The sequence below is a fragment of the Rhodococcus wratislaviensis genome, from assembly GCF_041228765.1.
Classification (GTDB): Bacteria; Actinomycetota; Actinomycetes; order Mycobacteriales; family Mycobacteriaceae; genus Rhodococcus_F; species Rhodococcus_F wratislaviensis.
This window is the reverse complement of sequence record NZ_CP150488.1, coordinates 5,996,750-6,015,841: the sequence shown is the minus strand read 5'-3', so window position 1 is coordinate 6,015,841 and position 19,092 is coordinate 5,996,750. Positions and strand designations below refer to the sequence as shown.

Below are 19,092 nucleotides of genomic sequence, written 5' to 3'. Positions count from 1 at the left end.
CGGTGCGAGAGGACACACAGAGGTGGAGAAGATGGCGGAGAAAGCACGCACCCTGGCAGAGAAGGTGTGGGACGACCACGTCGTGGTCCGGGGTGAGGGAGACAACCCCGACCTCATCTACATCGATCTGCATCTCGTTCACGAAGTGACGAGTCCGCAGGCATTCGACGGACTTCGGCTGGCGGGGCGCCCGCTGCGCCGTCCCGACCTGACGATCGCCACCGAGGACCACAACGTCCCCACCGTCGACATCGACAAGCCGATCGCCGACCCCGTCTCCAAGACTCAGGTGGACACGCTACGGCGCAACTGTGAGGAATTCGGTGTCCGGCTGCACCCGATGGGAAACATCGACCAGGGCATCGTCCACGTCGTCGGCCCCCAGCTGGGTCTCACTCAGCCCGGCATGACCGTGGTGTGCGGCGACAGTCACACGTCCACCCACGGCGCCTTCGGCGCGCTCGCGATGGGTATCGGCACCAGTGAGGTCGAACACGTCATGGCGACGCAGACGTTGTCGTTGCGTCCCTTCCGGACGATGGCGATCACCGTCGACGGCGAATTACCCGAAGGCGTGACGAGTAAAGATCTCATTTTGGCCGTCATCGCGAAGATCGGAACGGGCGGAGGCCAGGGTTACGTCCTGGAGTACCGCGGCGAGGCGATCCGCAAGATGTCGATGGAAGCGCGGATGACCATCTGCAACATGTCCATCGAGGCGGGTGCACGGGCAGGCATGATCGCCCCCGACGAGATCACCTACGAATTCATCAAGGGCCGTCCCCACGCGCCGAAGGGCGCCGACTGGGACGCCGCGGTGGAGGCCTGGGAGCAGTTGAAGACCGACGAGGGTGCGGTTTTCGACAACGAGGTCCACATCAACGCGAGCGCCCTGACGCCGTTCGTGACCTGGGGCACCAACCCGGGGCAGGGCCTGCCGCTCGGTGACGCCGTGCCGAATCCGGCCGAGATCGTGGACGAGAGCGAGCGTCACGCCGCGGAGAAGGCGTTGACCTACATGGGTCTCGAAGCCGGAACTCCGTTGCGTGAGGTGGCGATCGACACAGTTTTCGTGGGTTCGTGCACCAACGGCCGTATCGAGGATCTGCGGGCCGTGGCCGACGTGCTGCGCGGCCGCCACGTCGCAGACGGAGTCCGGATGCTGATCGTGCCGGGCTCGATGCGCGTTCGCGCGCAGGCCGAAAAGGAGGGTCTCGGCGAGATCTTCACCGCCGCGGGCGCCGAATGGCGGCAGGCGGGGTGCTCGATGTGCCTCGGAATGAACCCGGATCAGCTCGCGCCCGGCGAGCGTTCGGCCTCCACGTCCAACCGCAATTTCGAAGGCCGTCAAGGCAAGGGCGGCCGGACTCACCTGGTTTCGCCGCTGGTCGCCGCCGCGACCGCGGTCCGGGGAACACTGTCCGCGCCGACAGATCTGGCCTAGGACCCAAGGAATTTAGGAGATTTTTCGATGGAATCCTTTAGCACACACAAAGGTATCGGCGTTCCGCTGCGGCGATCCAACGTGGACACGGACCAGATCATTCCGGCGGTCTACCTGAAACGAGTGACCCGCACCGGTTTCGAGGACGGTCTGTTCGCCGCGTGGCGGAACGATCCGGACTTCGTTCTGAACGTCGCCCCGTACGACAAGGGCAGCGTTCTGGTGGCCGGGCCCGACTTCGGCACGGGCTCCTCCCGGGAGCACGCCGTGTGGGCGCTATCCGACTTCGGATTTCGGGTCGTGATCGCATCTCGCTTCGCGGACATCTTCCGGGGCAACGCCGGCAAGGCCGGTCTGCTGGCCGCTCAGGTGGCCCAGTCGGACGTCGAACTGCTCTGGAAGTTGCTCGACGAGCAACCCGGTCTCGAATTGATTGTCGACCTCGAGAACAAGACTGTGACGGCCGGAACCACCGTGGTGCCCTTTGCGATTGATGACTACACGCGGTGGCGTCTGATCGAGGGTCTGGACGACATCGGATTGACATTACGGCAGGTAGAAGCCATTTCCGAGTTCGAAAAGTCAAGGCCTTCTTGGAAACCTGCCACTCTTCCGGAGCCCACTCCGGCCGACTGAAAGTTGGAATCGGAGCCCTGTCTCCCAGATAATAAGTTCCTGAGAATGGTGCCGCGTTGTATGAGAATTGGCGTGGCACATAGACTCCTGCGGTATTCAGGTTTACCGTAGTTCGTAGTCGGTCCGATGATGGACCATTAGTTCGCGGAGGAATTTCAATGAATAAGGCAGAGCTCATCGATGTTCTGACCGAGAAACTGGGCACGGACAGGCGCACGGCAACGGAAGCTGTCGAGCATGTCGTGGACACGATCGTCCGGGCAGTGCACCGCGGCGACAGCGTGACCATCACCGGTTTCGGTGTCTTCGAGCAGCGTCGTCGCGCGGCACGTGTCGCACGTAACCCGCGCACGGGCGAGACCGTCAAGGTCAAGCCGACGTCGGTGCCGGCGTTCCGTCCGGGCGCTCAGTTCAAGGCGGTTATCGCTGGCGGCCAGAAGCTTCCGGCCACCGGTCCGGCAGTCAAGCGCGGCGCAGCGGCGCCCGCCACCAAGGCTGCCGCCAAGAAGGCCGCTGCAAAGAAGACGGCTGCAAAGAAGACCGCAGCCAAGAAGGCAGCTCCGGCCAAGACCACGGCCGCGAAGAAGACTGCAGCCAAGAAGGTGACTCCGGCCAAGACCACGGCCGCGAAGAAGACCGTGGCGAAGAAGGTGGCCCCGGCCAAGACCACGGCCGCGAAGAAGACCGTGGCCAAGAAGGCTCCGGCCAAGACCACGGCCGCGAAGAAGACCGTGGCGAAGAAGGTGGCCCCGGCCAAGACCACGGCCGCGAAGAAGACTGCAGCCAAGAAGGCTCCGGCCAAGACTGCAGCCAAGAAGACCGCAGCAAAGAAGGCTCCCGCGAAGCGCGCCAAGTAATACAGCGCACACAGGACTGCCCGAACACAGACAGGCGCCGACCCTGGGGGTTGGCGCCTGTCTGTGTTTTCCTGGCCTCCCGGTGAACTCCGGCCGGTGCTCAGTCCTTCCGAGTGGGAGGCAGTGGACTGTCGATGTGGTCGGCGGCGATGAGTTTGCCACCGGACAGCGAGAGCACCCAGGTGCTCGCCTTTCTGTTCCGAGCCGGGGGAAGTGCGATGCCGTCGATCTCCGCCCACCAGTCGAGCAGATCGGGAATGACACCACCCTGACTGCAGATCACCTGAACTCCGCCGAGAGAGGCGATCTTGCGGACCAGCGTGCGGGTGGCCACCGGGTCGGCGGTGTAACTCTCCTCGGACAGCAGCGGATCCAACCGGACGGTCGTGTCCAACGTGCGTGCCAGCGGCTCGACCGTCTGAGTGCACCGCGTCCGGTCGGCCGACGTGATGTCGGTGGCCCCGAATGCCTCGAGCTGCGTGACGAGCGCTTCGGCCTGGAGTAGGCCGTTCGTATCCAAGGGCCGGGTGGTGTCGTCGCCCTTGTACCGTTTCCGGCTTCCAGCCTTGGCATGCCGGACCAGGAGCACGGTTGCGGTGTCGGGTGGCTGAGCCGTGAATCGACGGAGCATCTTGCGATCCATGGGATACGACAGCTGGTCGGCCACCTCGGATACGGGAAGCCACCGCATCTCGTCCACTTCGCTGTTGGGAACGAATTCACCGGCGCGGGCTTCCGCCGCCCAGTATTCGACTCGTTTCAATCGGCGGTGGCCCGGAATCGGATATGTCAACGCACCGAGATGCCGGCCGAGGCGCCCGCGGATACCCGTCTCTTCTTCCACCTCACGCAGTGCGGCCACGACGGCGGTCTCGCCGGGGTCGAGCTTTCCCTTGGGGAATGACCAGTCCTCGTATTTGGGCCGGTGAATGAGCGCGATCTCGATCTCGTCGGGATTGTCGGGAGATTTTCGCCACAGCACTGCCCCCGCAGCGAAGATATTGGCTTTGACCGGTTTGCCGGGTGAACTGCTCACCGAATTCCTTCCTTCTGCCGCGGACTCGCCGCGATCAGGATCCGGTGCCCATTCGTTTGCGCATCATGGCTTCCTGGTGGTCGCGAACCTCCTCGCCGTGGGCGGGTGACGGAACCCACCGGCCGTCGGACCCGAGCACCCAGCACCGCGTGCGGGGATCGAGCGCGGAATCGGCTATCTCGGCTATCTGGGCGGTGAGTCGAGGATCTTTCACCTGCGCCATGACTTCGACGCGTCGGTCGAGGTTGCGGTGCATCATGTCTGCGCTGCCGATCCAGAATTCGTCGGCGCCGCGAAAATGGAAGACTCGGGAATGTTCGAGGAAGCGTCCGAGAATCGACCGGACGTGGATGTTCTCACTCAGGCCGGGAACTCCGGGTTTGAGGGCGCAGATGCCGCGCACCACGATCTCGACGGGCACACCGGCCCGGGATGCACGGTAGAGCGAGTCGATCACCTGTTCGTCGACCAAGGCGTTGGCCTTCAGCAGGATTCCGGCGTCCTCGCCCCGCAGTTTGTGCGCGATCTCACCGTCGATCCGCTCGATGATTCCCCGGCGCACACCGTACGGCGCGACGAGGAGGTTGCGGTACTGCGTCTTCCGCGAGTAGCCGGTGAGGGAATTGAACAGGTCGGTGAGGTCTGCGCCGATCTCCGGGGCGGCGGTGAGCAGACCGATGTCTTCGTACAGCCGGGCGGTCTTCGGGTTGTAGTTGCCGGTACCGATGTGGCAGTAACGCCGGATGGTGGACCCTTCGCGACGGACGACGAGGCACGTCTTGCAGTGGGTCTTGAGCCCGACCAGTCCGTACACCACGTGCACACCCGCGTGTTCGAGCTTGCGGGCCCACTTGATGTTCGCCTGCTCGTCGAATCGCGCCTTGATCTCGACCAGTGCCACAACCTGTTTGCCCGCCTCGGCGGCGGTGATCAACGCGTCGACGATGGGGGAGTCGCCCGAAGTGCGGTAAAGGGTCTGCTTGATCGCCAGAACCTGGGGGTCGGCCGCAGCCTGTTCGATGAAGCGCTGGACGCTCGTGGAGAACGAGTCGTACGGGTGGTGGACCAGGACGTCGCCGTCGCGGAGGGTCGAGAAGACGCTCTTGGGTGTTTCCCTCTCGCCGAATGCCGGATGCGTTGCCGGGACGAACGGTGCGTCCTTGAGGGCGGGCCGGTCGACCGCGTACACCTGCCAGAGGCACGACAGGTCCAGCAATCCGGGCACCTGGATGACGTCGCCGGGATCGACGTCGAGTTCGCGCAGGAGGAGTTCGAGCATGTGCTCGGTCATGTCGTCCGCGACCTCGAGCCGCACCGGGGAACCGAACCGGCGGCGCGCCAACTCACGCTCGAGCGCCTGCAGAAGATCTTCGTCGCGGTCTTCCTCGACCTCGAAATCGGCGTTACGCGTGATGCGGAATGCATGGTGCTCCACGATCTCCATGCCCGGGAACAGCATGTCGAGGTGAGCGGAGATCAGATCTTCGAGGGGCAGGAACGCGTCGATGGAGGAGGGTGTCTCGTCGCGGCGGACGCGGACGAACCGGCCCACGTTGTCCGGAACCTTGACCCTCGCAAAGTGTTCGCCACCCGTGACCGCATCCTTCACCGTCACCGCGAGGTTGAGACTCAGGCCGCTGATGTACGGGAAGGGGTGGGCGTGGTCGACGGCCAGCGGAGTGAGCACCGGGAAGATCTGGTCCTGGAAATGCACCGACAGGCGCTCGCGGTCGTCGTCGGTGAGATCGTCCCATCCGATGATGGAGATCCCTTCGGCGGCAAGCGCAGGACGAACGGAGTCGAGGAACACCCGCGCGGCCTTCTCCGAGATCTCCTGGGTCCGGGTCGCGATCAGGGAGAGCTGTTCGCGGGGGGAGAGGCCGTCGGCGGACCGCACGGACAGGCCGGTCTCGTCGCGGCGCTTGAGTCCGGCGACGCGGACCATGAAGAACTCGTCCAGATTGGACGCGAAGATGGCGAGGAACTTGGCGCGCTCGAGCAACGGCAGCGACGTGTCCTCGGCGAGGGCGAGAACCCGGGCATTGAAATCGAGCCAACTGAGTTCGCGGTTCAGGTAACGATCTTCGGGGAGCCCGTCGGTCAGCGCGCTCGTGAGGGCACTCGTCGCAGCGGGTGGCGCCATCGGAACGTTCGTGGGATTGGCCGTGACGATGCTGTCGCGGGTTCCGTTCTTTCCGTCGACGTCGGTCTGCTGGTCGAGTGCTTCTCGGTTACTCACCCCACGATCATCCCTCGAGAATTCGGCCGCGGACAATCGATGGGGCAAATTCACACGGCCTGCGCGGCCTACTCGTTTCCGCAGCGCGAGGGGGCGGTGTGTTCGAGAGCGTCGAGTGCGGCACGCGTCGCAGGTCCGACGCCGAGAGCCTGCGCGGCATCGAGATCGTCGGCGGTGTCGACGTCGGTTCGCAGACCCGGCCAGTGCCCGTCGAGGGGACGTGCCCCGGATTCGAGGTGCCGCTTCGCCGATCCTGGTCCGAAGCGGGGATCGAGCGGAATGTCCGGGTCGCAGGAGAACAGGGCGGCGGTGCCGGTGCCGTGATGATCGACGACCACAGACCTGCCGCCGGTTCTCGCCGCGGCGAGTGCTTCACCGAATTCGCCTCCGCGCAGAGACGGAAGGTCGGCCTGCAGTGCGACGACGTCGACTCCGCGCTCGTTGAGGCGGACATGCTCGGCCGCCGCTGACAGCGCCGCATTGAGACTGTGCTCGGTGCCGCCCTCGTCCGGCCGCTCGTCGGTGGACACGGGCGCGGGGTCGGCGTAGACGTCCGCGCCGACACTGCGTGCGAGCCGCGCCACCGCGGGGTCCGGCGTGACCACGGTGACACCGACGACCGTCGCGACGTCGCTGACGACGGCCAGGGTGTCGCGCAGCATCGACAGCACCAGTCCGGTGCGGTCGGCCGTGTCGAAGACACCGGACAGCCGCGTCTTGGCCGCGTGGAGTTCCTTGACCGCGACGAGTACGTGCGCGCGCGGCGCCACGGATCGGGTCGCTGTGCTCATGCGGATATCTTGCCAGCCCGCGCGGGGTGGTGCTCCGGACGCCCGGTCGCGGCTGAGCAGCGAACGAGTTCGGTAGCGGGGCGGCGCTCGACCTCGGCATCGGCAATACTGTGGGCGACGCATCGGGTAACGAACGACGAGGGGGCTGTGTGAGCAAGGCTGCGGTACTGGGAGCGGGTTCATGGGGGACTGCATTTGCGAAGGTCCTGGCCGATGCCGGGACCGATGTCACCATGTGGGCGCGACGCGCTGAGGTCGCCGAATCGATCGTGTCGCGTCACGAGAACGCGGACTACCTGCCGGGCATCGCCCTGCCTCCGTCGTTGACCGCAACGGACGACGCGCGGGCCGCACTCGACGGCGCCGACATCGTCGTCCTGGCGGTGCCGTCGCAGTCTCTGCGCGACAATTTGCAGGTCTGGACTCCGATGATCCCCGAGAACGCCACCCTGCTGAGCCTCGCCAAGGGCATCGAGACCGGCACCCTCATGCGGATGAGTCAGGTGATCATCCAGGTCACCGGCGCAGACCCGGGCCGGGTCGCCGTCCTGTCCGGGCCCAATCTGGCCCGGGAGATCGCTATCGGTCAGCCGGCGGCGACGGTTGTCGCGTGCACGGATTCGACGCGGGCACTGGAACTGCAGAAGGCCTCGGCAACCGGATACTTCCGTCCGTACACGAATTCGGACGTCATCGGGTGTGAGATCGGCGGCGCCTGCAAGAACGTCATCGCCCTCGCCTGCGGTATGGCATCGGGAATCGGATTGGGAGAGAACACGATTGCGAGCATCATCACTCGCGGTCTGGCCGAGATCATCCGGCTGGGGGTGGCGCTCGGTGCGAAACCTGCCACCCTCGCGGGTCTCGCGGGAGTGGGCGATCTGGTCGCGACATGCACGTCGCCCCTGTCACGAAATCGGTCGTTCGGTGAACGCCTCGGCCAGGGTGGTTCGATCGAGAGTGCCCAGGCGGCCACTCATGGTCAGGTCGCCGAGGGTGTGAAATCGTGCTCGTCCGTGCGGGCTCTCGCCGCCAGTTACGACGTCGAGATGCCGCTGACCGATGCCGTGCACCGGGTGTGCCACGAGGGTCTCGTGGTGCAGGACGCGATCGGTCAGCTGCTCGGCCGCCGCACGAAGCCGGAGTGAGCTCGTGAGTGGTGATTCCACCCGCTGCGTCAAAGCCGTTGCCGCAGAAAATATTCCCGGATCGCCGATGCAGAGGGGGCCGGTTTTCGCGGCGCCGTATCAGCTGAGCGCCGACGAGGGAACCGAGTCCGACACCTACGCACGCGCCTCCAATCCGGGCTGGCGTGACCTCGAATCGGCGCTGGCGACGCTCGAGGGCGCCGCGGGCGCGCTCGTCGTCGGCTCCGGGATGTCGGCGGTCACCGTCGTGCTGAGGAGTCTGCTCACCGCCGGCGACACCGTGGTCGTTCCGTCCGACGGCTACTACCAGGTGCGGGCGTACGCGCGGGAGCGTCTGGAGCCGATGGGTATCACCGTGCACGAACTGAGGACCGCCGACATGGCCGGCGAGGCGGCCGCAGCACTGCTGGCGTCCGCCGAGGGGACGACGGTGGTGGTGGCCGAGACTCCGGCCAATCCGTCCCTCGACGTGGTGGATCTGCGCGCCGTATCAGAGCAGTGCGCGAACGCGGGCGCCGTTCTGGTGGTGGACAACACGACTGCCACCCCACTCGGCCAGCAGCCGCTCGAACTCGGTGCGGACGTGGTAGTCGCCAGCGGCACAAAGACTTTGAGCGGTCACAGCGATCTCCTCATGGGATACATCGCCGCGTCGGACGCCGACTTCCTGGCCGGAATGGAACGCGAGAGGGCGCTGTCGGGCACGGTGCTGGGGCCGTTCGAGACGTGGCTCGCCCATCGGAGTCTCGGGACGGCCGGTCTGCGCTTCGAGCGTCAATGTGCCAACGCCCTGGCCCTCGCGGCGCTGCTCGAGTCGCACCCGGCGGCCCACCGCGTCCGGTACCCGGGTCTGCCCGGTGATCCTGCACACGCCGTCGCCGCCGGTCAGATGCGTCGATTCGGCGGGCTGGTGAGCTTCGATGTGGATTCCGCCGAACAGTTCCACCGCCTCGTGGCCGGAAGCGAACTCCTCGTACCTGCGACGAGCTTCGGCGGCATCCACACCACCGCCGATCGCCGGGCCCGGTGGGGTGACCCCGTGCCCGACGGGTTCGTCCGGCTCTCGTGTGGAATCGAGGACACCGAAGACCTGGTCGCCGATCTCGAGCGGGCACTGTCCGCATTGTGAGTGCGGGACCCGACGTGTCGTGAGGTCGGCGAAGGAAATGTGAGGAGAGGTGGGTGCGATGAGCGTGTCGCGGCGACGGTACGGTTTGTGTCGTGAGTAAACCGCGTACCCGGGTAGCCGTCATCTTCGGTGGCCGCAGCAACGAGCATTCCGTGTCCTGTGTGTCGGCCGGAAGCGTCCTGAGGAACCTCGACCCGGAACGGTACGAGGTGGTGCCGATCGGCATCACCACCGAGGGTTCGTGGGTCCTCGGCTCCACCGACCCCGAGACGCTGTCCATCCGCGGCCGGGCACTCCCGAGCGTCGACGCCGACGGGTCCGCACTGGCCCTCACCGCCGACCCGACGCGGTCCGGGGACCTCGTCGCCCTCGACGACGGCGAAGCGGGCAAGATCCTGGCCTCGGTCGACGTCGTCTTCCCCGTCCTGCACGGCGCCTACGGCGAGGACGGCACGATCCAGGGCCTGCTCGAACTCGCAGGTGTTCCGTACGTCGGTCCCGGTGTTCTCGCCAGCGCTGCCGGCATGGACAAGGAATTCACGAAGAAGCTGCTCGCCGCGGAAGGCTTGCCCATCGGGTTCCAGGTCGTCCTGCGTCCGGGCGCCGCCTCGCTGACCGACGAACAGAAGTCCCGCCTCCACCTCCCGGTGTTCGTCAAGCCTGCCCGCGGCGGATCGTCGATCGGGATCACCCGGGTGGCCGAGTGGGCCGCGCTCGACGACGCCATCACCCACGCCCGTCTGCACGACCCCAAGGTGATCGTCGAATCGGGGATCGTCGGCCGTGAGGTCGAGTGCGGAGTCCTCGAGTTCCCGGACGGCGACGTGCGGGCCAGCGTCATCGCCGAGATCCGGATGCCGGAAGGCGCAGGCGACGACGAGGCGTTCTACGACTTCGACAGCAAATACCTCGACGACGTGTGCGAGTTCGACGTGCCCGCCAAACTCGACGAATCGGTCAGCGAAGAGATCCGCGAACTCGCGGTGCGCGCGTTCTCCGCGCTCGACTGCCAGGGACTCGCGCGGGTCGACTTCTTCGTGACCGAGGACGGCCCGGTGATCAACGAGATCAACACGATGCCGGGATTCACGTCGATCTCGATGTACCCGCGCATGTGGGGCGCGGTGGGTGTCGACTACGGCACCCTCGTCTCGACCCTGGTCGACACCGCCCTCGCGCGCGGCATCGGCCTGCGTTAGCGAAACGGCGGTCCGGCGCTCAGGGATTCGCGACGGGCGCCGGATCGAGGGGCTTCTGCGGCAACACCTGCGACACCGCGCCGGACATGTCCTGAAGCGGCGTCGGTCCCACCCCGGTGGGAACCGTGAGTCCGATGTACACGCCGCGGTCGACGGCGAAATAGCTGCTCGCGTCGATTCCGGCGCTCGCGCCCGAGATCTCGAACCACTGAACTCCGTCGATCACCTGCAGCGGTGAAGCCTGATCGAACTCCGCGGGACGGTCCAGACCGCAACGCAGGACGAGTGGTTCGCCCTCGACCGGCTGCCACGCGGCGGTCGCCTCGGGTGCGGGTTCGGTGAGTTCGGCGCGCGTGTAGTCGCCGAGCGCGTCGGGGAGGCCCCCCATCAGGGTGGCGCACTCCGCGGAGCCGGATGCGGGCGCGGGCACAGGGCCCAGCGACACGGGTTCCTTCACCGGGTTCCGCCCGGCGAACACCGCGGCGACGACGATGCCGATGACCAGGGCCACGGGGAGCGCCACGGCCGTCGCGATGAGTGCGGGATTCCGCCGCTCCGCAGGAACCGGGTCGGAGTTGCCGGCGGGTGTGCTCTGTTCGGGTTCGAGGTCGGACATGCTCAGTTCTTGTTCGCAGACTTTTCGGGGACATCGCAGGTGAGGGTGCGGGTGATGCCGGAGACCTGACGGATCTCCTTGACGACGGGAGCGACGTCGTCAGCGGATACCCGCACGATGACGTCGTACGGTCCGACCACGTCCTCGGCGGTGCGGACTCCGGTGATCTTCGCGATCTCGGTCGCGATCGCCGCGGCCTTGCCGACTTCGGTCTGGATCAGGATGAACGCTTGCACTCTCGCTCCGGCCCTTCCCTGCTCCGCGCCGCATGGGTCTCGGTAGAGTCGCGGGTGCTTCGGCGCGCTGATCGGTCACGTGCCGAGAAGTCCCGGCAACAGCTAAAAGGTACCGCAGTCGTACATTCCGTCGACCGGACCCACCGCCGCTGCACGGGCCACCCGACACTGGAGGCACACCATCACACCGACGGATTCCCCGGACCCGACCCCGCCCCTCACCGTCGCCGACGTCGGCGAGTTCGCCGTGATCGGCCGAGCGGTGGAGGGCCGGGTGCAGCCCCCGTCCACGCTGATCGGTCCCGGAGACGACGCCGCCCTCGTCCGGGCCGCCGACGGCCGGGTGGCGGTGTCCGCCGACATGCTGGTGCAGGACAGGCACTTTCGGCTCGACTGGTCGACTCCGCGCGACGTGGGCCGCAAGGCGGTGGCCCAGAATGCGGCCGACGTCGCGGCGATGGGCGCGCGGCCGACGGCTTTCCTGGTCTCTCTCGGCTTGCCGCCGGACACCTCGATCGACGTGGCGGACGGCATCTCGGCCGCAATCGGGGAGGGCGCCGAGGAACTCGGGGCCGGTGTGGTGGGCGGTGATCTCGTGCAGGCCGCGCAGGTCGTGATTTCCGTCACCGTCCTCGGTGATCTGGGTGGCAGGAGCCCGATCCGGCGGTCCGGCGCGCGGCCGGGCGACGTCGTCGCGGTGGCCGGCGAACTCGGCCGATCGGCGGCCGGTCTCGCACTGCTGCTCGGCGGGTCCTCGGATTTCCCGGACCTCCTCGCCGCACACCGTGTCCCCACGCCGCCGTATTCCGCCGCCTGGGCCGCCGCGGACGGGGGCGCCCACGCGATGACCGACATCTCCGACGGGCTCCTCGCCGACCTCGGTCACATCTGCGACGCCTCCGGCGTCGGAATGTCCCTCACCCGATCCGAAATGGCCGTCTCACCCGAACTGGTGTCGGCGGCGACGGTTCTCGGCGCCGACTACTGGGAATGGGTGCTCACCGGGGGAGAGGACCACGGCTTCGCCGCCACCTTTTCCGCCGACGTCCCGCTCCCGGCGGGCTGGACCGCGATCGGCGCGGTACACGACGGGTCCGGCATCTCGGTCGACGGCGAGACCTGGCCGGGGGCCGGCGGCTGGCAGAGTTTCTCGGTATAGGTTGCACGCATGGCTATCTACGCGCTCGGGGACCGCGAACCCGACATCCATCCGGACGCCTACGTCCATCCCGACGCCGTGGTGATCGGGAACGTGACCCTGGCGGCAGGCACCTCGGTGTGGCCGCAGGCCGTGCTCCGCGCCGACTACGGCACCATCACCGTCGGCGCCGACACGAACATCCAGGACGGCACGGTGATCCATTGCACGATGATCGATCCCACCGTCATCGGCTCGGGGTGCGTCGTCGGTCACGCGGCGCACATCGAGGGATCCACGATCGGCGACCACTGCCTGATCGCCTCCGGATCGATCGTTCTCAACGGCTCGGTCATCGGTGCCGGTTCGGTCGTCGGCGCCGGCGCCGTCGTTCCGTTCAAATTCGAGGTTCCGCCGCGGAGCATGGCGCTCGGCGTCCCCGCGAAGATCCGGCAGGGCTACGAGGTTCGCGAGGGGCACCTCGAGATGAACGTGAAGATGTATGCCGCGAACGCGGCCTACTACCGCGACTCGCTGCGCAGGCTCGACTGATGGCGGCGCCGCTGTCGGACCTCGTCGAGGCCGGATGGGCAGACGCACTCGAACCGGTGTCCGGCCGGATCACGGAGATGGGCGAGTTCCTGCGCGCGGAAATCGCCGGCGGGCGTGAATACCTCCCCGCCGGAGAGAACGTCCTGCGCGCGTTCACCCACCCGTTCTCCGAGGTCAAGGTCCTGATCGTGGGTCAGGACCCGTACCCCACACCCGGTCACGCGGTCGGTCTCAGTTTCTCGGTGGCACCGGACGTGCGCCCGGTGCCACGCAGCCTCGGCAACATCTTCACCGAGTACAGCAAGGACCTCGGCTACGAGACGCCCACCACCGGCGACCTCACCCCGTGGTCACGCCAGGGAGTGCTTCTCCTGAACAGGGTGCTCACCGTGCAGCCCGGACTCCCGGCCTCGCACCGGAAGAAGGGCTGGGAGGCGGTGACCGAGCAGGCCATCCGCGCTCTCGTGGCGCGCCCCGAACCCCTCGTCGCAATTCTGTGGGGCCGGGACGCGTCCACGCTGAAACCGATGCTCGGCGATGTGCCGACGATCGAGTCGGCCCACCCCTCACCGTTGTCCGCGTCGCGCGGATTCTTCGGTTCGCGGCCGTTCAGCCGGGCGAACGAACTCCTCGACGGCCTGGGCGCCGAGCCGGTGAACTGGCAGCTGCCGTAATTGGTGGCCGCGAGAAGTCGGCACGTCGCTTCACTGCACTGATGAGAAGTCGGCTCGCCGCTTCTCGGCGAAGGCGTCGACGCCCTCGCGTCCCACCGGGCTGTCGGCCGCGGTGGCGATCGACGCGGCCTCCGCGTCGAGTTGCTCGGCGAGCGTGCGATATCGGGAGTCGCGGACGAGCGTCTTGATCCCCGAGAAGGACGGCGTCGGGCCGGCGGCGAGGGTGCGGGCGAGCCGAAGTGCCTCGTCCTGGACGACGTCGTCGCCGACGAGGCGGCTGAGGATGCCCAGGCGGACGGCCTCGTCACCGCTGAGAACGGCATCGGTGATCAGGATCTCGCGCGCGCGGGCGTCGCCGACGATGCGCGGCAGGGTCCAGGACATGCCGCCGTCCGGGGTGAAGCCGATGGAAGGGTAGGCCGGGCGCAACTTGGTGCCAGGGCCGCCGATGGCGACGTCCGTCAGGCACACGAGGCTCATGCCGGCGCCCGCAGCCCACCCGTGAACACCGGCGATCACCGGAACGGTCACGGCGTCGAGCGCACGAACGAATTCGTGGAACACGCGCGCGACCTCGGCGACGTATTCGCTTCGCACCGGTGCGGACGCGAAGGCGTGCACGTTGCCGCCGGCGCAGAAGTTCGGGCCCTCCCCGACGAGAAGGACGCTGCCGATCCGGTCACCGACCGCTTCGAGTGCCCGGGCACCCTGCACCATGCCCTCGCCGTCCAGCGAGGTGCCGTTCTCCGCAGTCGCGATCGTGATGCGCAGCACGCCGTCTTCGAGCTGTACTTTGCTGAGTCCATCGAGAGAAGTCACTGTTGCACCTTACGTGGGTCCTTGCCGGTGCCCGACGTGCCCCGATGCGCTGCGACGATGCCGAATCGGACAGGTGCGGGGACATAAAAAACTGCGCCCCCGACACCGAAGTGTCGGGGGCGCAGTGACATCGCACGCAGCGTCGGGTCAGCCCCGAGCAACCTTTCCAGCCTTCAGGCAGGAGGTGCAGACGTTGACCTTCCGGGTGTTTCCGGGGGCAACCTCGGCACGAACAGTCTGAATGTTCGGGTTCCAGCGACGGTTGGTACGCCGGTGCGAGTGCGAGACCGACTTACCGAAGCCGGGCCCCTTGGCGCATACGTCGCAGACGGCAGCCATAGTCGCGAACTCCTTCAAGATAGTGAACTGTGAAATTTGCTGGCCTCGTGGAGACAGGGCACAGCAAGCGCGCCCTGTACGAGGCAACCGTGCAAGAGTAGCCGCTCGAGTGTGGATTGGCCAAACCCGGTCCAGAAGGGCTCGGACCGCGGGCCCGATCATCGTCCCCCGACTAGTCTGACGGCACCTTCCCATTCCCTGGCCGGAGAGGACGACAGTGGCCCCTGAGCTCCCGATGGACGGGCGAGTCCTCGAATCGTGGGCGCGGACCGCCGTCGCGGGTCTGGAAAAGCGGTGCGAGGAGATCAACAGCCTCAACGTCTTTCCGATCCCGGACTCCGACACGGGCACCAATCTGCTGTTCACGATGCGTGCGGCGCTGGGTGCGATCGACGAGTACGCGGGCAGCGGCACCAAGGACGTCCGGCAGGTGGCCATCGCCCTGGCCCGGGGCGCGGTCGCGGGCGCGCGCGGGAACTCCGGGGTGATCCTGTCCCAGGTGCTGCGGGGGATTGCGGAAGCCGCCGTCACCCCCGCCGTCGACACAAGGACGGTCCGGACCGGGCTGCTGATGGCCACCAACCTGGTGACGGACGCGGTGAGCTACCTGGTGGAGGGGACCATCGTCACCGTGCTGCGCTGCGCCGCCGACGCCGCGGCGGAGTTCCCGGACGAGGCGCCGATCGCGGTCACGGCCCGCGCAGCCGCGGATGCGGCGGCGTCCGCGCTCACCAGGACGCCGTCGCAACTCGAGGTGCTCGGCACCGCGGGCGTCGTCGATGCGGGAGGACTCGGCCTCGTCGTGATTCTCGACGCTCTCGTCACGGCGGTAACGGGGTCGCCGCCGGATCGCGCACCGATCGCGCTCCACGTTCCGCGCCGCACACCGTCCACGCATCGCGCAGAGCCCGTCCCCGTTTCCGCACCGCACCCGTCGCAGGGCACGCACGCGCATTCGGGACCCGACTGCGAAGAGGGCCCGGATCAGGACTTCGAGGTGATGTACCTGGTCGCGGAGTCCGACGAGGACCGCATGGCGGAGTTGCGCACCACGCTGAACGCGCTCGGGGACTCGATCGTGATCGTCGGCGACGGCGGCGGAGGCTGGTCGGTGCACGTGCACTGCACGGACGCGGGCGCCGCCGTGGAGGCCGGACTCGCGGCGGGACGCATCCACGGAATCCGCGTCAGCAGCTTCCTCGTGGATGCGCGGGACCAGGGGTTGCTCGTCCCGCCGGTCCGGACCCGCCCGGATCAGGGGGAACGGGGAATCGTCGCCGTCGTGGCCGGAGACGGCGCCGCCGAACTGTTCGCGAGCGAGGGCGCGACAGTCCTCCGGTGCGACGACGCGCCCGTCACCCGGGCCCAGCTCCTCGGCATCATCAGGCAGATGGGACGCACCGAGGTGCTCGTTCTCCCCAACGGCGCGCTGACGGCTCAGGAACTCGTCGCGGTCAGTGCCGCGGCGAGGGACGCCCGGCACGAGGTCCTGCTGCTCGCGACGTCCGCGATGGTGCAGGGACTCGCGTCCCTGGCGGTGCACGATCCCGAGCGAGAGGCGGTGGACGACGCGTTCGCGATGTCGGAGGCCGCCGCCGCCACCCGCTGGGGATCCCTGCGCATCGCCCGGGAACGGGCCCTCACCTACGTGGGAACGTGCGAACCGGGAGACGGCATCGGCCTGATGGGTCACGAGGTGATCGTCATCGAACCGGACGCGGTCGCGGCCGGACGGCGACTCGTCGACCTCGTCCTCGGCGCGGGTGGTGAACTGGTGACGCTCCTGATGGGGTCGGAGGCGCCGGAGGGGCTCGACACGGAACTGGCCGATCACATCTCGCAGCGGCACCCCGGCGTCGAGGTGATGATCTACCACGGTGGACAGCCAGGAGATCTGTTGCAACTCGGGGTGGAATGAGGAATTCGATGGCCACATTGTCCGATCGGCTCGATCATCTGCTGGGGAAGAAGACCGCCGACGCGCTCGAGGCGGACTTCGACATCCGCACGGTCGAGGACCTGCTGCGGCACTACCCGCACCGGTACGCCTCCCAGGGCCGCGAGCTCGCAGAGAAGGACCCGCCGGAGGGCGAGCACATCACGATCATCGCCCGGGTCACGTCCGCGGCAGTCGTGAAGATGAAGAACCGGCCGGGCAGCATGCTCAAGGTGGTCCTGTCGACCGACACCCAGAACGTGGACGTCACCTTCTTCAGCCCGCAGAAGGTCAAGCACGTGATCAAGCCCGGTGTGCGCGCGATGTTCTCGGGAACGGTCAAGTACTTCCGCCAGAAGTGGAGCCTCACCCATCCGAGCTATCTCATCCTTCCCGAGCCACGTGCCGGCAGCGAGGACCCCGTGGTGAACGTCGGCCGGATCCGCGGTGCCGGGGATCTCGCGGGAATCGCCCGAGCGTCGCAGGAAGCCGGTGCGGGGGTCGACATGTCCGTGTTCGACCGGGCGCTGATCCCGCTCTATCCCGCCACACGGGACGTCGAGAGCTGGACGATCATGAAGTGCGTCCGCCAGATCCTGGACCAGCTCGATCAGGTCGACGACCCCCTGCCGGAGAACATCCGAGCCGAACGCGACCTGATCGGTCTCGACGAAGCTCTCCGGTCGGTCCACCTGCCCGACACACGTGAGGACGTGGAGAACGCCCACGACCGTCTGCGGTTCGACGAGGCGACCGCGCTCCAGCTGGTTCTCGCCCGACGCCGCCACGACAACGCCGAGCGAGTCGCGCCGGAGTGCCCGCCCGTGCCCGGCGGGATCGCCGACGTGTTCGAGAGCATGCTTCCGTTCCAGCTCACCGACGGTCAGCACGCGGTCGCCAACGAGATCTCCGCCGATCTGGCGCAGCCGCACCCGATGAGCAGGCTGCTGCAGGGTGAGGTGGGTTCGGGTAAGACGATCGTGGCCCTGCGCGCCATGCTCCAGGTGGTCGACGCCGGCTACCAGTGCGCTCTACTCGCCCCGACCGAGGTCCTCGCGACGCAGCACGCCCGGTCGCTGCGGGCGATGCTCGGCTCCCTCGCGACCGCCGGGGAACTCGGGGCGCACGAGAAGGCGACGCGGGTGGCGCTGCTGACGGGGTCGATGCCGGTCGCCGCCAAACGCGCGGCGCTGAACGAGGCGATTACCGGCGACGCCGGGATCGTCATCGGCACGCACGCCCTCATCCAGGACAACGTCGAATTCTTCAACCTCGGGATGGTGGTGGTCGACGAGCAGCACCGGTTCGGTGTCGAGCAGCGCGACCGGCTGCGGTCGAGGGCGCGGGAGGGTCTGAGCCCGCACCTGCTGGTGATGACGGCGACGCCGATTCCCCGCACCATCGCGATGACGGTGCTCGGCGATCTCGAGGTGTCGACGCTGCGCCAGCTGCCGAAGGGGCGGTCGCCGATCAAGAGCAGTGTGGTACCCGCGTCCCAGAAGCCGCAGTGGGTCGCGCGCGCGTGGGAACGGATCCGCGAGGACGTGGCCGAGGGGCGGCAGGCGTACGTCGTGTGCTCGCGCATCGGCGACGGCGAGAAGGGCGACGGTGAGGACGCGTTCGACGAGAAGGCGCCCGAGACGAAGTCCGCCGTCGAGGTGTTCGAGGAGTTGAGCGGCAGCATCATGCCCGACCTGCGGGTGGGACTGCTGCACGGCCGGCTTCCCGCGGACGAGAAGGACGCGGTGATGCGCGACTTCACGGCCGGTGACATCGACGTCCTCGTGTGCACCACCGTCGTCGAGGTCGGCGTCGACGTCCCGAACGCGACGATCATGGTGATCGTCGACGCGGACCGTTTCGGTGTGAGTCAGCTGCACCAGCTGCGCGGACGCGTCGGCCGCGGCAAACACCAGGGTCTCTGCATTCTCGTCACGGAGATGAATCCGGGCGGTCCCGCCTACGAGCGACTGTCGAACGTGGCCTCGACCAACGACGGTTTCGAACTCGCGCAACTCGACCTCGCCACCCGGCGCGAAGGCGACATTCTCGGTGCGGCGCAGTCGGGCACGACGTCTACGTTGCGGCTGTTGTCGCTGCTCGGCCACGAGGACGTCATCGCCGCGGCATCCGAGTTCGCGCGTTCGGTGATCGCGGACGATCCGCGACTCGAGAACCATCCGGGACTGTCGGCGATGGTGACGTCGGCTCTCGACGCCGACCGCATCGAATATCTGGAGAAAACGTGAGAACTTACTTCGCTTCACGTAAATCTTCGCTCGTCTGTTTCGGGTCTGTTGCAG

Annotated in this window: 18 protein-coding genes; 11 read left to right on the top strand and 7 right to left on the bottom strand. The window is 67.4% G+C overall.

Features of this window, described 5'->3' with window-relative positions; genetic code table 11:
• The first annotated feature begins 22 nt into the window (after nt 1-22).
• The 3 genes from leuC to WKC72_RS27865 all read left to right on the top strand — a co-directional run bounded on the left by leuC (nt 23) and on the right by WKC72_RS27865 (nt 2,937).
• Nucleotides 23-1,444: a 3-isopropylmalate dehydratase large subunit gene (leuC, locus tag WKC72_RS27875; protein WP_370180447.1), complete on the top strand. Its 1,422-nt coding sequence runs from the start codon at nt 23-25 to the stop codon at nt 1,442-1,444.
• 27 nt (nt 1,445-1,471) lie between these two features.
• Complete coding sequence (gene leuD / locus WKC72_RS27870; RefSeq protein WP_037245463.1) at nt 1,472-2,080, top strand: 3-isopropylmalate dehydratase small subunit; 609 nt, start codon at nt 1,472-1,474, stop codon at nt 2,078-2,080.
• A 158-nt stretch (nt 2,081-2,238) separates the two neighbouring features.
• Nucleotides 2,239-2,937 carry an HU family DNA-binding protein gene (locus WKC72_RS27865; protein WP_370180446.1) on the top strand — a complete coding sequence of 233 codons (699 nt, stop codon included), beginning with the start codon at nt 2,239-2,241 and terminating at the stop codon, nt 2,935-2,937.
• 100 nt (nt 2,938-3,037) lie between these two features.
• On the opposite strand, the gene WKC72_RS27860 is transcribed toward WKC72_RS27865, so the two are convergent.
• From WKC72_RS27860 to cofC, 3 genes are all read right to left on the bottom strand, one after another.
• Nucleotides 3,038-3,973, bottom strand: coding sequence for an NUDIX hydrolase (locus WKC72_RS27860; RefSeq protein WP_112299392.1), 936 nt, complete (start codon nt 3,971-3,973; stop codon nt 3,038-3,040).
• A gap of 34 nt (nt 3,974-4,007) precedes the next feature.
• Entirely contained in the window at nt 4,008-6,212 is a 2,205-nt protein-coding gene (locus tag WKC72_RS27855; RefSeq protein ID WP_037245470.1) for an RNA degradosome polyphosphate kinase, read from the bottom strand.
• Nucleotides 6,213-6,280: 68 nt separating this feature from the next.
• Nucleotides 6,281-6,982, bottom strand: a complete 702-nt coding sequence (cofC, locus tag WKC72_RS27850; RefSeq protein ID WP_322789946.1) for a 2-phospho-L-lactate guanylyltransferase — start codon at nt 6,980-6,982, stop codon at nt 6,281-6,283.
• A gap of 170 nt (nt 6,983-7,152) precedes the next feature.
• Between cofC and WKC72_RS27845 the strand changes: the two genes are divergently transcribed.
• From WKC72_RS27845 to WKC72_RS27835, 3 genes are all read left to right on the top strand, one after another.
• Nucleotides 7,153-8,151, top strand: a complete 999-nt coding sequence (locus WKC72_RS27845; protein WP_037245476.1) for an NAD(P)H-dependent glycerol-3-phosphate dehydrogenase — start codon at nt 7,153-7,155, stop codon at nt 8,149-8,151.
• Nucleotides 8,152-8,155: 4 nt separating this feature from the next.
• Nucleotides 8,156-9,280 carry a cystathionine gamma-lyase gene (locus WKC72_RS27840; RefSeq protein ID WP_370180445.1) on the top strand — a complete coding sequence of 375 codons (1,125 nt, stop codon included), beginning with the start codon at nt 8,156-8,158 and terminating at the stop codon, nt 9,278-9,280.
• 92 nt (nt 9,281-9,372) lie between these two features.
• The gene (locus tag WKC72_RS27835; RefSeq protein WP_370180443.1) at nt 9,373-10,479 is read left to right on the top strand and encodes a D-alanine--D-alanine ligase family protein; all 1,107 of its coding nucleotides are present in this window, start codon (nt 9,373-9,375) and stop codon (nt 10,477-10,479) included.
• Nucleotides 10,480-10,498: 19 nt separating this feature from the next.
• On the opposite strand, the gene WKC72_RS27830 is transcribed toward WKC72_RS27835, so the two are convergent.
• Together WKC72_RS27830 and WKC72_RS27825 are read right to left on the bottom strand one after the other, a co-directional pair.
• The gene (locus tag WKC72_RS27830) at nt 10,499-11,095 is read right to left on the bottom strand and encodes a DUF3515 domain-containing protein (protein WP_370180442.1); all 597 of its coding nucleotides are present in this window, start codon (nt 11,093-11,095) and stop codon (nt 10,499-10,501) included.
• Between the two features lie 2 nt (nt 11,096-11,097).
• The gene (locus tag WKC72_RS27825; RefSeq protein ID WP_005240420.1) at nt 11,098-11,331 is read right to left on the bottom strand and encodes an Lrp/AsnC ligand binding domain-containing protein; all 234 of its coding nucleotides are present in this window, start codon (nt 11,329-11,331) and stop codon (nt 11,098-11,100) included.
• A 247-nt stretch (nt 11,332-11,578) separates the two neighbouring features.
• Here WKC72_RS27825 and WKC72_RS27820 point away from each other — a divergent pair, with 247 nt between their 5' ends.
• The 3 genes from WKC72_RS27820 to WKC72_RS27810 are packed head-to-tail and all read left to right on the top strand — an operon-like array spanning nt 11,579 to nt 13,695.
• Nucleotides 11,579-12,490: a thiamine-phosphate kinase gene (locus tag WKC72_RS27820; protein ID WP_370180441.1), complete on the top strand. Its 912-nt coding sequence runs from the start codon at nt 11,579-11,581 to the stop codon at nt 12,488-12,490.
• A gap of 9 nt (nt 12,491-12,499) precedes the next feature.
• Nucleotides 12,500-13,021, top strand: coding sequence for a gamma carbonic anhydrase family protein (locus WKC72_RS27815; RefSeq protein WP_128638961.1), 522 nt, complete (start codon nt 12,500-12,502; stop codon nt 13,019-13,021).
• Nucleotides 13,021-13,695, top strand: a complete 675-nt coding sequence (locus tag WKC72_RS27810) for a uracil-DNA glycosylase (protein WP_037245494.1) — start codon at nt 13,021-13,023, stop codon at nt 13,693-13,695. The genes WKC72_RS27815 and WKC72_RS27810 overlap by 1 nt, the downstream gene beginning before the upstream one ends.
• 30 nt (nt 13,696-13,725) lie before the next feature.
• Here WKC72_RS27810 and WKC72_RS27805 read toward each other — a convergent pair whose 3' ends face one another.
• Complete coding sequence (locus tag WKC72_RS27805; RefSeq protein WP_370180440.1) at nt 13,726-14,514, bottom strand: enoyl-CoA hydratase/isomerase family protein; 789 nt, start codon at nt 14,512-14,514, stop codon at nt 13,726-13,728.
• A 147-nt stretch (nt 14,515-14,661) separates the two neighbouring features.
• Entirely contained in the window at nt 14,662-14,853 is a 192-nt protein-coding gene (rpmB, locus tag WKC72_RS27800) for a 50S ribosomal protein L28 (protein WP_005240429.1), read from the bottom strand.
• A gap of 235 nt (nt 14,854-15,088) precedes the next feature.
• On the opposite strand from rpmB, the gene WKC72_RS27795 reads away from it, so the two are divergent.
• Nucleotides 15,089-16,771: a DAK2 domain-containing protein gene (locus WKC72_RS27795; RefSeq protein ID WP_052033817.1), complete on the top strand. Its 1,683-nt coding sequence runs from the start codon at nt 15,089-15,091 to the stop codon at nt 16,769-16,771.
• An 8-nt stretch (nt 16,772-16,779) separates the two neighbouring features.
• Nucleotides 16,780-19,038 carry an ATP-dependent DNA helicase RecG gene (gene recG / locus WKC72_RS27790; protein ID WP_370180439.1) on the top strand — a complete coding sequence of 753 codons (2,259 nt, stop codon included), beginning with the start codon at nt 16,780-16,782 and terminating at the stop codon, nt 19,036-19,038.
• Nucleotides 19,039-19,092: the final 54 nt, after the last annotated feature.

Excerpts from the sequence above, each read along its gene's own strand:
- leuD (WP_037245463.1), top strand. The coding sequence starts at position 1,472 with ATGGAATCCTTTAGCACACACAAAGGTATCGGCGTTCCGCTGCGGCGA.
- WKC72_RS27865 (WP_370180446.1), top strand. The coding sequence starts at position 2,239 with ATGAATAAGGCAGAGCTCATCGATGTTCTGACCGAGAAACTGGGCACG.
- WKC72_RS27830 (WP_370180442.1), bottom strand. The coding sequence starts at position 11,095 with ATGTCCGACCTCGAACCCGAACAGAGCACACCCGCCGGCAACTCCGAC.
- WKC72_RS27815 (WP_128638961.1), top strand. The coding sequence starts at position 12,500 with ATGGCTATCTACGCGCTCGGGGACCGCGAACCCGACATCCATCCGGAC.
- WKC72_RS27810 (WP_037245494.1), top strand. The coding sequence starts at position 13,021 with ATGGCGGCGCCGCTGTCGGACCTCGTCGAGGCCGGATGGGCAGACGCA.
- rpmB (WP_005240429.1), bottom strand. The coding sequence starts at position 14,853 with ATGGCTGCCGTCTGCGACGTATGCGCCAAGGGGCCCGGCTTCGGTAAG.
- WKC72_RS27795 (WP_052033817.1), top strand. The coding sequence starts at position 15,089 with ATGGACGGGCGAGTCCTCGAATCGTGGGCGCGGACCGCCGTCGCGGGT.
- recG (WP_370180439.1), top strand. The coding sequence starts at position 16,780 with ATGGCCACATTGTCCGATCGGCTCGATCATCTGCTGGGGAAGAAGACC.